Raw genomic sequence first — 13,495 nt, forward strand, 5'->3', positions numbered from 1 at the left:
ACGGGACGGCCTGGCTAGACGCAACGGGCGCCGTCGACCTCTATGCATACACCGCTGATGAAATCGGCTTCGTCGCTGGCCAGGTAAAGCGCCGCATTGGCGACATCCAGCGCGGTCGAAAAGCGCCCCAGCGGGATGCTGGCACGAAAGCGCGCCTTGCGCTCCTCGTCCAGTGGGCCGCCGGCGAAATCGGCGGAAAGGCCGGTGTCGGGGTTGAACACCGGGTTGATGCAGTTGACGCGTATGTTGTCAGGCCCCAGTTCGGCCGCCAGCGATTTGGAGGTGGTGATGACGGCGCCCTTGGAACCGTTGTACCAGGTCAGGCCCGGACGCGGGCGCACGCCGGCCGTGGAGGCGATGTTGATGAAACTGCCGCCGCCCAGGCTGCGGAACACCGGCGTGGCATGGATGGTGGCCAGGTAAATGCTTTTGACGTTGATGGCATAGCACTTGTCGAAGTCGTCCTCGCTGACGTCGAGCGCAGGCTGGTTGCGGTGCGTCCAGCCGGCGTTGCTGACCATCACGTCGAGCCGGCCGTAGCGCTGCACGGCGGCGTCCACCAGCGCCTTGACCTCGGCAGATTTCGTCACATCGGCGGCAAAAAAGGAAGCCGTGCCGCCGGCCTTGACGATGGCGGCCACCACTTTTTCGCCCAGGGCGACGTTGATGTCGTTGACGATGACCTTGGCCCCCTCGGCCGCCAGCCGCCGGGCGATGCCTTCACCGATACCGCCACCGGAGCCGGTCACGATGATGGATTTGTCTTTGACCCGCATGGGTTTGTCTCCAGGTGTTTTGAATTATTGAACTGATACGTGAGCTTATTACATCCCGGCACCGGGACACACCGGGACAGTCAGGTCATTTTTTTTGTGGCTCTCGATTTATTTGACCGGCGGTTTTGACCGTGTAGAAGTAAACGACCAGGCCATCCTGCGGTACAAATCGCGTAGCTTTGAATTCCAGCGTGCGTTTATCCACTTGTCGCGATTTTCCTGGGAAGCAAAGCGAGACGATCTGGTCTGGTGACGCCTTTTCGATCCGGAGCGTGAAACTGTCTATTGGCCCTTTCCAGTTACGGCCAGTACCCAGCACATACTCGAGATCATTCAGGGTCACCCAGACCTCGCCGTCATTTAATTTCTGAAGCCGGTTGGCTTTGGAGATGACGGCGTCGTCGCCGCCTTCATGGGTGCATGCCCTGCGGCCGTCTTCAGTGCCTGAGTTGCCGCCCGGCACCCAGGGCCTGAGCAAAGCGCTGTCATCCGGCTTACCGTTGTAGGTGTGGATTTGGTAGACCTGGCCCACTTTGGGTTGGTAGCTGTGTTCAATTTCCACCATTTTTCCTGCGGGGAAATTTTGTTCCCACCAGGCGGTCTCCTGGACGCTGAAACGGGGGCTGCCACCTTCTGTAATGCCCGGAATCCGCTTGACGACGGAGTCCGCGACGCACTGCTGCCCGCCGACTGCGCCAAAGTTGCAACTCATCGCGTTGACCATGTCTTTTTCCGTGTAACCCTGGGCTCGAAGCAATGCGCTGATGTCTTTTCCCTTGAGGAACGCCTTGGTATCCACACTTGTTCTGATTTTCTGGCCATCGACGCGAGTCTCGAACGAACTCATGGGGCCCACGTTCGCGTCCAGCTGCGCCTCTCCCGGGTTCCAGCCAAAGCGCGGCATTGGAAAGGCCACGATGGTTTTCACATCGGTTTGGCTGTCGTTCAAAAACTTATAGCGAACCCGTATGCGTGTGGGAGAAATTTCGAGTATTTCTTCCGCCATACGAATGGCGTCCGACCTGACCAGCTCGAGGCCGCCGGCGCCGACCCTGGCGGTGGAGTCGTTTGCATGTGCAGGCTGTGCCAGAAGTGACGCAAGCATCGCACCGGCCATCGCCCAAAGTTTTAATTTATCCATGCCGCACCGCCACGGTCTTCAAGGTCGTGAAGCCGTATAGCGCCTCGAAGCCCTTTTCGCGTCCGTAGCCCGAGGACTTCACGCCGCCGAAGGGCAGCTCCACGCCGCCGCCGGCGCCGTAGTTGTTGATGAAGACCTGGCCGCTCTTGACGCGCCTGGCCATGCGGAACTGGCGCGCGCCGTCGCGTGTCCAGATGCCGGCGACCAAGCCGAACTGGGTGGCGTTGGCGAGTTCCACGGCGTGGTTTTCGTCCTTGAAGCTCATGGCGCACAGCACCGGGCCAAAGACTTCCTCCTGCGCCAGCCGGTGTGTGGCCGGCACGTCGCGCAGCAGGGTGGGGGCCTGGTAAAAGCCGGTCTCGGGGGCTTCGTCGACGATCTGGCCCTGGGCCACCATGGCGATGTTGGCGACGTGCGCGTCGCTCAGGAAATCCCAGACGCGCTGCTGCTGGCTTTGGCGTATCAGCGGGCCCACGTCCAGGTCCATGGCGGCGGGGCCGACGCGCAGGTTTTCAAAGGCATGGCCCAGGCGCTGCAGCAGCGGCTCGTAAATAGCCTGCTCCACCAGCAGGCGGGAACCTGCCGAGCAGGTCTGCCCGGCGTTCTGCACGATGGCGTTGATGATGGCGGGAATCGCGGCGTCCAGGTCGGCATCGGCAAAGACGATCTGCGGGCTTTTGCCGCCCAGCTCCAGCGTGACCGGGCAATGCCGCTCGGCCGCCACCTGCTGGATCAGCGTGCCCACGGCCGGGCTGCCGGTGAAGCTGATGTGGTCTATGCCTTTGTGGCGCGCCAGCGCGTCGCCGACCTCATGGCCGTAGCCGGTCACGATGTTGATGGCGCCGGCCGGAAAGCCGACCTCGGCGGCGAGTTGCGCTACGCGGAGCAGGGAAAGGCAGGCATCCTCGGCCGGCTTGACCACGCAGACATTGCCCGCGGCCAGCGCGCCGCCCACGCTGCGGCCGAAAATCTGCATCGGGTAGTTCCAGGGGATCACATGGCCGGTGACGCCATGCGGCTCGCGCCAGGTCATCACGCTGTAGCCGTCCAGGTAGGGAATGGTGTCGCCGTGCAGCTTGTCGCAGGCGCCGGCATAAAACTCGAAGTAACGCGCCAGGGCCGCCGCGTCGGCGCGCGCCTGTTTGGTCGGCTTGCCGCAATCGCGCTGCTCCAGTTGGGCCAGTTCCTCGGCGTGTTCGGCCACCTTGGCCGACAGGCGCATCAGCAGGCGCCCGCGCTCGGCGGCGTTGAAGCGGCTCCACACCAGTTCCAGGCATTCGCGCGCGCTGCGCACGGCGGTGTCGATGTCGTGGGCGTTGCTGCGCTGGATTTCGTCGAACACCTGGCCGTCGGACGGGTCGATGACGGGAATGGTCTTGCCAGAGACGGAGGGGAGGGAGGCGTTGGCGATGTAATTGAGCTGCATCGCCTGATTTTGCTTGAAACCGGCCGCGCGGGCGCCGGCCGAGACCTTCGCGGCCGGCCGAAGGTAACGGTTAAAAAAAGCGTGTGTTTTTCACGTCTTGGCGTGGTGCGCGGACGCCCCGTTTACAACATTTTTGCTGTGAGGAAATGGGCTTTTCTGTAGGATTGAACCTACACACGCACCTCGCCAATTCCTACAAACGGGAACGGTGCCCACATTGCGCCCCGCGGGCGCAAACCGCGGCCGCAGCCGGCAACTGCGGGCCACAATCTGGACACACACTGCGATGACCGATCCCACCTCATGCGCGACCGAAGCCGCTCCCGCCGGCGATGCACCCACCGCCGGCTCCGGCGTGCAAGCCTGGCTGAAAGCCCTGGCGGCCCGCCTGCGCGACTGGCTGGCAATCCAGACCCTGGGCATGAAGCTGGCCGTGCTGGGTGTTGCCCTGATGATTCCCGCCAGCGGCTACTACGCCTGGTCCACCCTGGAGCGCCAGGAGAAGCTGAGCCTGGAGGTCAAGGCGATGACGGCGGCGGGGCAAGGCGCCGAGGCGGCCTGGGCTTACAACACCACGTTGCCGGTGGTCTTCGGAAGCGGCTCGGTGCTGAGTTTTCTCGAGACCCACCCGGTCGCGCGCATCACCATCATTTACCGTCCGATTCTCTGGACTGTTTCCGAGCGCTTTGTGCTGGTCGAGTCGGAGGGCCGGCAATACGCCTATTACCCTTCGGACATGGAGACCAAGATACTGGCTGACAAAGCCGTGACGGCGCCTTGGGGCGGCAAGCTGGCTTTTGTACCGCAGGCCGCGCTTGACGGCGCCAGCAAGGAGATGCTGGCGCGCCTCGAGCAGCGTTTCGGCGAGGCGCGTCCGCAATCCGAGCAGGACGCCTGGAAAGGCGGCGCCAGCGCGCTGGTGTCGGCCGCCCTGACCGTGGGCCTGCTGGCCTTCCTGTGGTTCCAGGTGGGCGGACAACGCAAGTCCCTCAAGTTCATTTCCCCGCAACAAATCAGCGGCGACCTGGAGGACCTGGTCGGCATGGACGACATCAAGGCCGAGGTCGCGCAGATCCGCGACCAGTACGAACGCCGCCTTGAATATGCGGCGTATGGTGTGAACAAGCCCTTCAACGTGATGTTCAGCGGCCCGGCGGGCACCGGCAAGACCAAGCTGGCCAGCTACCTGGCCAAGGAGCTGAACCTGCCGATTCTTTTCCATTCGGCTGCCAACCTGGAAACCGGCTATGTCGCCGGCGGCTCCAACACCTTGTCGCGCATCCTGGCGCTGGCCACGCGGCGCAAGCGCTGCATCGTGTTCCTCGACGAGGCGCAAGACCTTTTCATGCGGCGCGGCGGCAACCGGAAATACGACGACGACACGCAGAACATGCTGCTGGCCATCCTGGACGGCGTGCGCACCAAGTCGGATGCCGAAATCATCTGGATCGTGGCCTCCAATTTCAATTCGGCCAACCTGCAGATGGACGAGGCCATGCTGCGCCGCTTCCAGATGAAGGTCGACTTCCGCATGCCCAACCAGCAGGAGCGCCTGGCCATCACCGGCCACTACCTGCGCCAGCGCGCGGAAAAGGTGCTGCCGGACATGGACCTGCGACACTTTGTCGAGCTGACGGAAGGCTGCAGCCCGGCGGACCTCGAGACCATGGTCAACCAGGCCGGCATCATCGCCGTGCAGTCGGGCCAGATGATAGGCGCGCACACCCTGATGCAGGCCGCCGAACGCGTGCTGGTCGGCAACGTCAACGACAACACCACCAAGGAGCGCGAGCGGGACCGGCGCATCATCGCCGTGCACGAGTGGGGCCACTTCCTGATGGACTTTCACCACCAGCGCAAGTTGGCAGGCGGCAACTGGGATGCCCTGCAAGCCGACATGAACACCATCAAGATTTCACTCAAAGCCAATCCGCGCAACAACGCGCTGGGCTTTGTGCTGCACAAACAGGACAGCAATCTCCTCAAGACCAAAGGCGACATGGAGCATGAAGTGCGCGTGCTGCTGGGCGGCATGGCCAATGAAGAGCTTTTCTTCGGAGAGGACGGCACCACGGGCGGCGCCCACAACGACATCACGCGCGTGACGCGGCTGCTGCACCATGCGGTGGCGGAAATGGGCATGTACCGCAAGACCCGGCTGAACTATGCCGCGCTCGTCAAGGACGGCGGCACGGCGCCGCCGGACGAGGAAACACGCAGCATCATGGAAGCCCAGAGCGAACGGCTTTTCAGCGAAACCAAGGCTGTCCTGGCGCAATACACCGGCCTGACGGAGCACCTGACCGGGTGCCTGATGCGATCCGGTGAGATGACGCTCAGCGAAGCGCTGAGCGAGATTCGCCGCTTTGAATTCCTCGCGGCGCCGGCGTTGCTGGAGGCTGGACAAGGGGCGGGCCAACTGATGCCGGCTTGACCGGCTGGCGGCCACGCCGCTGCAGCCTGCTGTGTGCGTATAAAGAAAAAGCCCTGCAGTGCAGGGCTTTTTGCTTGGGGCCGCAGCCGCTTTATCCGGTTAGCGGGAAGCGGGTGCAGCCGGCGTTGGCGTGGCAGCTGCGGCGGGCGCTTGCGTGGGCGCCGGGGCCGGCATGGCAGGAGCCGTGGGAGTGGCGGCCGGTGCGCTCACGGCGGCGGGTTCGGCCATGGGAGCGCTGGGCGCGGCTTGCGCGGGACCGCCGTGGAACTTCATCACCAGCGGCACGATCAGCAGCGCCACGATGTTGATGATCTTGATCAGCGGGTTCACGGCCGGGCCGGCGGTGTCCTTGTAGGGGTCACCCACGGTGTCGCCGGTCACGGCGGCCTTGTGCGCCTCCGAGCCCTTGCCGCCGTGGTTGCCGTCTTCGATGTACTTCTTGGCGTTGTCCCAGGCGCCGCCGCCGGTGCACATGGAGATCGCGACAAAGAGGCCGGTCACGATGGTGCCCATCAGCAGGCCGCCCAGGGCTTGCGGGCCGAGCGCCAGGCCGACCACGATGGGCACGACCACGGGCAACAGCGAGGGGATCATCATTTCCTTGATGGCGGCCGTGGTCAGCATGTCGACGGCGGTGTCGTACTCGGGCTTGCCGGTGCCGTCCATGATGCCCTTGATGTCGCGGAACTGGCGGCGCACTTCAACCACCACGGCGCCGGCGGCGCGGCCGACGGCCTCCATGGCCATGGCGCCGAAGAGGTAGGGAATCAGGCCGCCGATAAAGAGGCCGACGATGACCTTGGGGTTGCTCAGGTCGAAGCTGATCACGTTGCCATAGGCTTCAAGCTTGTGCGTGTAGTCGGCAAACAGCACCAGCGCGGCCAGGCCGGCGGAGCCGATGGCATAGCCCTTGGTCACGGCCTTGGTGGTATTGCCAACAGCGTCCAGCGGGTCGGTGATGTCGCGCACGCTGCTGGGCAGTTCGGCCATTTCAGCGATGCCGCCGGCGTTGTCGGTGATAGGGCCGTAGGCGTCCAGCGCGACCACGATGCCGGCCATGCTCAGCATGGAGGTGGCGGCAATCGCAATGCCGTAGAGGCCCGCGAGCCCGTAGGCCGTCAGGATGGCGATACAGACAAAAATCACGGGCCATGCGGTGGAGCGCATGGACACGCCCAGGCCGGCAATGATGTTGGTGCCGTGGCCGGTGGTGGAGGCTTGCGCGATGTGCTGCACGGGTTTGTATTGCGTGCCGGTGTAGTACTCTGTCACCCAGCAGAGCGCGCCGGTCAGGACCAGGCCGACCGCGCAGGCGCCGAACAGGCGCATCTGGGTGCCGGTGGCCGTCACGGCGTCATCGGGCATCAGCCACCTGGTGACGAAGAAAAAGGCGATGAGCGACAGCACGCCGGCGATCGCGAGGCCCTTGTAGAGGGCCGGCATCACGTTCTTCATGCCGGGGGAGGCCTTGACGAAGAAGCAGCCGATGATGGAGGCGATGATGGACACGCCGCCCAGCGCCAGCGGATACACCGCGGCGGTGGCGCCCGCGCTGGACAGCAACAGGGCGCCCAGCACCATGGTGGCGATCAGCGTGACCGCGTAGGTTTCAAACAGGTCGGCGGCCATGCCGGCGCAGTCGCCCACGTTGTCGCCGACGTTGTCGGCAATCACCGCCGGGTTGCGCGGGTCGTCTTCGGGGATGCCGGCCTCGACCTTGCCCACCAGGTCGGCGCCGACGTCGGCGCCCTTGGTGAAGATGCCGCCACCGAGCCGGGCGAAGATGGAGATCAGCGAGGAGCCGAAGGCAAAGCCGATCAGCGGATTCAGCAGGTTGGCCAGCTTCAGGTCAGGTGTGTAGTTGCCGTTGCCCACCAGAAACCAGTAAAAACCGGTCACGCCCAGCAGTCCCAGGCCCACCACCAGCATGCCGGTGATGGCGCCGCCGCGGAAGGCGACGTCCAGGGCGGGGCCTATGCCCTTGGTGGCGGCTTGCGCGGTGCGCACGTTGGCGCGCACCGAGACGTTCATGCCGATAAAGCCGCAGGCGCCCGAAAGCACCGCGCCCACCACGAAGCCGATGGCGGTCTTGCCGTCAAGGAAGAAGCCGATGAGCACCGTGAGGACGACGCCGACGATGGCGATGGTTTTGTATTGCCGCGCAAGGTAAGCGGCAGCGCCGGTCTGGATGGCGGCTGCAATCTCCTGCATACGCGCATTGCCTGCGTCCTGGGAAAGAATCCAGCTGCGTGCCCAGATGCCGTACCCGACGGCGATCAGTCCGCAGACCAGCGCAAGAATGAGCGCCGAGTTGCCTGTCATAGCTGACATTGAAATTCTCCTACGTTGTTTTTCGCTTGGAGGGGGTGCCACGCGAGCGGTGCCCCCGCTGCGTTGCTTCCTCGTTGCCTGTGTCACGTATGGAGACAAGGTCGATTGGCCAACTCGGGAAATTTAACGCGAAAACGTGACAAGTTCGCGATGCGTCAGCCCTGAATCAGTAAAATGAGGGTAAATACCGAGCTAACGGTAGCGATTGCTTATTACTCCAAGCGCCTGTCCATGCGGCCTGAAGTCTTCATTCATTTCCTTTCCTTTCCTTTCATTTCTTTCCCTTCAACACAAACCTCAAGCGACCATGTCCCTCGATAAAGTTTCCCCCGGTAAAAACGTTCCCGAATCCTTTAACGTGATCATCGAAATCCCGATGAACGCCGACCCGGTGAAGTACGAGGTGGACAAAGAGTCCGGCGCGATTTTTGTGGACCGCTTCATGAGCACGTCCATGCACTACCCGACCAACTACGGTTATGTGCCCAAGACCATCAGCGGCGACGGCGACCCGGTCGACGTGCTGGTGATCACGCCGGTGCCGCTGATCCCCGGCGTGGTGGTGACCTGCCGCGCCATCGGCATCCTGAAGATGGAAGATGAGGCGGGCGAAGACGGCAAGGTGCTGGCCGTGCCCATCGACAAGAAATGCTCGCTCTACACCCAGTGGCAAAAGCCCGAAGACATGAACCCGCTGCGCCTGAAAACCATCTCCCACTTCTTTGAGCACTACAAAGACCTGGAAGAAGGCAAGTGGGTCAAGGTGCTGGGCTGGGAAGGCCCGGACGCGGCCAAGAAGGAAATCACCGACGGCATCGCCAACTACGCCAAGGCCTAAGATCCAGACCCTTCCGGGTTGAACAAAAAAAGCGCCTGCAGGCGCTTTTTTATTCCAGCGGCGCGGTTTCAAGTTCCTTGCGCCGGCTCCGGATAGACCAGGCCGTGGAGCCGGCCCTTGTCCTCGCGCGCGAAGGGCTTCCATTGGCCTTCGGGCTGGGCCAGCCGGTCGGCCACGGCCCACCAGGCGCTGGGGTTCACGCCCATGCCGATGTGGCTGGCCAGCACCTCGATGTTCTCGGTTTGCGGATTGGCGGCGCTGGGCGCCTGGATGCTGGCCTGCCAGGCCACCACGCCGTCGCTGCGTGAATAGATGCTGGTGGTCGGCACCGGCGGGGCGGCGGGCAGGTCGTAGTTGTCGGATTCGCGCTCCACGCTGCGGCCGCTGGTGAGTTCATAAATGCGCCAGGCATTGGTGGCCTTGTGCGAGCCCGCGAAGGGCGTGCCCAGCGTGATCACGCAGCGCACCTTGTCCGGCATTTCCTTGGCCAGCTCGCGCGCATAAACCCCGCCCAGGCTCCAGCCGATCAAGCTGACCTTGCGGCCTGTGGCCTCAAACGTGCGGCTGAGGCTGTCGCGGGCCTCTTCGAGCACCCCGGCGCGCGGGCCGAAGTTAAAGCCCTGTTCCCAGCCCCAGGGTTTGTAGTTGAGTGATTGCAGGTAGTGGCGCAGCGGCACGGTGGTGGCGTCGTTGGCCGAGAGGCCGGGGAACACCATGACGGCATGGCCGTCGCCGCGCGGCGCGCGGGCCAGCAGCGGCCAGGCGGGCAGCAGGGCGCCGAATTCCCAGAACGCGCGAAGCTCGAGTGCGAGCAGCCAGGCGCTGGGCGGAACATCGTGCGGGGCTGGTTTTTGGGAGTCCTGAAAGGCGGAAGAATTTCGCTTGGATGACGGGCTTGCCATGGCGTGGGGCATTGATTGTCTTTTGGAGTTCTGACTCAAACAGTATGGAGGCGCTTACGCTTGTTTACAGAGGGAGGCGCCTCTAACTTTGGCGGCTTCGCGCGGGATTTCGTCACGTTCGTGACAGCGGCCTTGCGGGTTTTTACCGGGAGCGCCTTGCGGGTGGTCTTTTTCGCCGCGGGCTTGGCGGGTTTTTGAGGCGCAACAGCGGCAGGCGCCGAGCTGGCCATCAAGGACTGCGCCTCGGTGAAGGCCTCCTCAATCGCCTTGGCCAGGTCCTTGGCATGCGGCAGCGCCTTCTTGTCGGCAATGATGCCGAAATCCACATGGCCGGCGTAGGTCTGGATGGTGATGTTGAGTGCCAGGCCGTGCAGGATGATGGACAGCGGGTGGAAGGTCAGGAATCTGGCGCCGGCCAGGTACAGCGGCACCGGAGGGCCCGGCACATTGGAAATCGCCAGGTTGGCGACCATGGGCAGCCGGCTGGCCATGCCGCTTTTGCCGTAGGCATTGAGCGCCATTTTGGCGGCGCCGCCCACCAGCCAGGGCGCCAGCAGCGAAGGGTAGTCGGTCGGCAGCAGGCCCTTGAGGCTTTGCATGGAGGTCTTGACTTTGGCGGTGGAGGCCATGATGGCGTTCATGCGCTTGAGCGGGTGCGCAAGGTGCGTGCCGAGTTCAACCAGGCTCATGCTGACCTGGTTGCCCAGGTTGCTGGCATCGGTGGCGCCGGCTTCGCGCAGCGACACCGGCATGGCGGCCACCAGCGATTTCTTCGGCAGGCTGTGGTGCTGCGTGAGGTAGTTGCGCAGCGCGGTCGAGCAGATCCACAGCACCATGTCGTTGAACGAGCCGCCCACCGCCTTGCCCATGGCCTTGGTCTCGCCCAGCGGGATGGTTGCGGTGACGAACACGCGCCCCGTGCCGATGCCGGCATTGAAGGGGGTGGGCGGCGCCAGTTTCATGGGCATCTTGGCTTTGACGCCGGTGGCCGAACTGCCCATGGACTGTCTGGCCAGCGTGCTGCCGAAGGTGGTGGCCGCGGCAGGCAGCGACTTGGCGACCTTGGCCAACTGGCCAAGCGAGCTGGAAAACACCGAACCGATCATCTTGCCCAGCTTGAGGTCGGACTCCAGCTTGCGGCGCCGTTCAGGGTCGGGCGGGGCCACTTCGCGCGGCGTCGGGCTTAGGTCCAGCATGGCATTGGCCAGCATGACACCGCCTTTTCCGTCGAGCGCGGCATGGTGGATTTTGGAGAAAAAGCCGGCCACGATGCCGCCGCCCTGGGATTCGGGCAGCTGGATGCGGTCGAAGATATAGAACTCCCACAGCGGGTAGTCGCGGTCTATGACCTCGCCGTGCAACTGGGCGCAGAGCTTGTGTACCTCGGCCAGCGTCATGGGCGCCGCGCCTCTTTTGGTGGGATCGGCCCGGCGGATGTGAAAGTCGATGTCGACCGAATCGGCCTCCACCCAGAGCGGGTGGCCCAGGTCCAGCGGCATGAACACCAGCTTGCGGCTGAACACCGGCGCCAGGTGCATGCGTTTGGCAATGTGGGTTTTGACGGCCTTGTGGAAGCTGCCCTTGAAGCCCGCCGGCAATTCGCAGAGATTGAGCGAGCCCACATGCATGGGCATCTCGGGGGTTTCAAGATAGAGAAAGGTCGCGTCCAGGCCGGTCAGGGATTTCATGGTTATTGTCTCCGTGGGGAGACCTTAACCGAGCGGGAGCAGGCGCGGCACTAGGGTTTGCCGTAGCCGGGCGTGTCGCGCCGGGCTCAGCGTACGGCTGTGATCGCGTTCAAGCTTCGCAGTCGCCCAGCATGCCTTGCTCATCGTCATTGAGCCCGGCGACAGGCGTTGCCTTGGCCAGCGCCATCCACACGCCCAGCGGCAAGGACTGCCGCGCACGCCGGGGCGCCGCGCGAACGACGGCCAGGCGATTGTTTTCCATCAACATCACGCCGCATTCCAGCGGGATTTCATCAGCTGCGCCTATGGACCGGCCCTTGGCATCGCAGCCCAGCACGTACCAGCATTCGCCGCCCAGGTCCAGGTAGGCGGCGCGCTTTTCGGGGCGGCGCAGGTCGCCCAGCAGGTCGGAGCGATGCACCTTGATCTCATGGACGATGGGGTCCACGTATTCCTGCACCGTGGTGTTGCGGATGGAAAACACGTCGGGCCTGACGATGCCCCAGCGCGCCTTGCCGCCTTCGGTGTCCGGCGGCAGTTGCGCGCGCAAGCCCAGGCCGCGCCAGGCGATGCGGCCGGCGCGCACCATTTCGCAGGCGACCTGTTCGACCAGCGCTTCATGTTTGGACAGGGCCGAGCGGTTGCGCAACAGCGTGGCCGCCAGGTAGGCAATGCCCGCGTCGGTGACGCGCAAGGTCTCATGGCCCGCGGGCCCGGCCACGCGCTGCAGCATGCCGGTGGCGAGCAGTTCGATCTCCAGCAGGTCCTGGCAAGGCCAGCCGGCGGAGCGGTAGACCTCGCGCAGGCGGCGGGCGTGGGGGCGGCCCAGCAATGATGGCGTTCCAACGGCGCTGTCGTTGGCGGCAGGCGCGCCGGTTGCGGAAGGGACTGGAAGCGGGATGGCGGCGCTGCTCATGGTGCGGAGGTCGGTATGGCGGGGTTTCAGATCGGAAGGATCTCGAAGCGCGCGTTGTCCAGGTTGTCGCCCAGCGGCCGCATGGCGGCCAGAATTGCGTCGGTTTCGGCGTTCTGCCACAGCGCAATGACCTGCTCTTCCGCCTGGGAGGCATCCTCCAGCGGCAGGCCTTCGTTCAAAGTTTGGGCCAGCATATAGGCCTGAAGAGAAGGCAGCACGTATTCCGGCCCGCCGACGGCGAATTCAAGCGCCATGCGAAAGCGCAGTTCGGCGGCGGCACGCTGTTCGGCGCTGAGGGTGGGGCACTCGACCAGGTTGACGATGTAAGTGGGAGCGGGGGCCATTTGGATTCCTCGCGTGACGTGAAGGATGAAGGGGCGGCTGGATGAAAAAAGCCGGGACTCACCCGGCTTTTTCAGGACAGCAAGATTACCAGATCAGAATGCGTATTGCAGGCTGAGGCCGAAATTGTCGGCGCGGATCGCACCGCCGCTTGCTCCGCCGTCATTGGAGAACTTGCCGAAGTCTTCGTATTCGAAACGCACCGCCAGCTTCGGGGTGAAGTTATACACCGCACCCACGCCGATCAGGGGCGAGGTCTTGCTGCCGCGGTCGGACACGCCGACGGCCGCGATCTTTCCGTGGTTGTTGGAGATACCCAGCTTGCCGAAAAGCGAGAAATTGTTTGCCAGCGGCAGCGTGCCGGTGCCGGCGATGCTGAACTGCGTCGCTTTCAGGCTGCCCGTGGCGAGCTGGACGCCGGCCAGGTTGCGGATCGCGAAATCGCGATTGCCGAGGTCTGCATACTGGGCTTCGATGCCCCAGTTGGGGGTGAGTTGGTAGCCGCCGTAAATCTTGACGGAGGCCTTGCTCGAGTCGGCGCCGGTGAGCTGCAGGGGCGCGGAAACTCCATCGGCACCGCTGATTTTGGACGAGCCCACGCCGCCGCCGACATACCACTGGGCCGAAGCCGGCATCGCCACGAACGCTGCGGCGATTGCGCCGGCCAAGAAAACTTTTTTCATCGAAATTCTTTCAATAGG

Annotated in this window: 11 protein-coding genes; 2 read left to right on the top strand and 9 right to left on the bottom strand. The window is 63.9% G+C overall.

The annotated features are described in order from the left end of the window. Window positions 1–14: 14 nt before the first annotated feature. The 3 genes from AC1D0O_RS00445 to AC1D0O_RS00455 form a co-directional block, all read right to left on the bottom strand. Window positions 15–776, bottom strand: coding sequence for an SDR family oxidoreductase (locus AC1D0O_RS00445; RefSeq protein ID WP_477651591.1), 762 nt, complete (start codon window positions 774–776; stop codon window positions 15–17). Between the two features lie 85 nt (window positions 777–861). Continuing rightward, window positions 862–1,917 carry a DUF4424 family protein gene (locus AC1D0O_RS00450; protein WP_477651592.1) on the bottom strand — a complete coding sequence of 352 codons (1,056 nt, stop codon included), beginning with the start codon at window positions 1,915–1,917 and terminating at the stop codon, window positions 862–864. Continuing rightward, complete coding sequence (locus AC1D0O_RS00455; protein ID WP_477651593.1) at window positions 1,910–3,343, bottom strand: aldehyde dehydrogenase family protein; 1,434 nt, start codon at window positions 3,341–3,343, stop codon at window positions 1,910–1,912. Before AC1D0O_RS00455 ends, AC1D0O_RS00450 begins: the two co-directional genes overlap by 8 nt. 286 nt (window positions 3,344–3,629) lie before the next feature. Here AC1D0O_RS00455 and AC1D0O_RS00460 point away from each other — a divergent pair, with 286 nt between their 5' ends. Next, window positions 3,630–5,777, top strand: a complete 2,148-nt coding sequence (locus tag AC1D0O_RS00460) for an AAA family ATPase (protein WP_477651594.1) — start codon at window positions 3,630–3,632, stop codon at window positions 5,775–5,777. Window positions 5,778–5,876: 99 nt separating this feature from the next. Here the strand turns inward: AC1D0O_RS00460 and AC1D0O_RS00465 are convergent, their stop codons facing one another. Then, window positions 5,877–8,099, bottom strand: a complete 2,223-nt coding sequence (locus AC1D0O_RS00465; protein WP_477652235.1) for a sodium-translocating pyrophosphatase — start codon at window positions 8,097–8,099, stop codon at window positions 5,877–5,879. Window positions 8,100–8,415: 316 nt separating this feature from the next. Between AC1D0O_RS00465 and ppa the strand changes: the two genes are divergently transcribed. Next, window positions 8,416–8,946 carry an inorganic diphosphatase gene (gene ppa / locus AC1D0O_RS00470; protein ID WP_477651595.1) on the top strand — a complete coding sequence of 177 codons (531 nt, stop codon included), beginning with the start codon at window positions 8,416–8,418 and terminating at the stop codon, window positions 8,944–8,946. Between the two features lie 68 nt (window positions 8,947–9,014). Here the strand turns inward: ppa and AC1D0O_RS00475 are convergent, their stop codons facing one another. The 5 genes from AC1D0O_RS00475 to AC1D0O_RS00495 form a co-directional block, all read right to left on the bottom strand. Beyond that, a complete protein-coding gene (locus tag AC1D0O_RS00475; protein WP_477651596.1) occupies window positions 9,015–9,848 on the bottom strand; it encodes an alpha/beta hydrolase in 834 nt (277 codons plus the stop codon). A 35-nt stretch (window positions 9,849–9,883) separates the two neighbouring features. Beyond that, on the bottom strand, window positions 9,884–11,536 hold the full coding sequence (locus tag AC1D0O_RS00480) for a wax ester/triacylglycerol synthase family O-acyltransferase (RefSeq protein ID WP_477651597.1): 1,653 nt from the start codon (window positions 11,534–11,536) through the stop codon (window positions 9,884–9,886). Between the two features lie 109 nt (window positions 11,537–11,645). Beyond that, window positions 11,646–12,452 carry a hypothetical protein gene (locus tag AC1D0O_RS00485; protein ID WP_477651598.1) on the bottom strand — a complete coding sequence of 269 codons (807 nt, stop codon included), beginning with the start codon at window positions 12,450–12,452 and terminating at the stop codon, window positions 11,646–11,648. A 26-nt stretch (window positions 12,453–12,478) separates the two neighbouring features. Next, window positions 12,479–12,796 (bottom strand): hypothetical protein, encoded by a 318-nt coding sequence (locus tag AC1D0O_RS00490; RefSeq protein ID WP_477651599.1) that lies wholly within the window; start codon window positions 12,794–12,796, stop codon window positions 12,479–12,481. A 93-nt stretch (window positions 12,797–12,889) separates the two neighbouring features. Next, window positions 12,890–13,477: a porin family protein gene (locus AC1D0O_RS00495; protein WP_477651600.1), complete on the bottom strand. Its 588-nt coding sequence runs from the start codon at window positions 13,475–13,477 to the stop codon at window positions 12,890–12,892. Window positions 13,478–13,495: the final 18 nt, after the last annotated feature.

The sequence above is a fragment of the Polaromonas sp. P1_F2 genome (assembly GCF_056405735.1).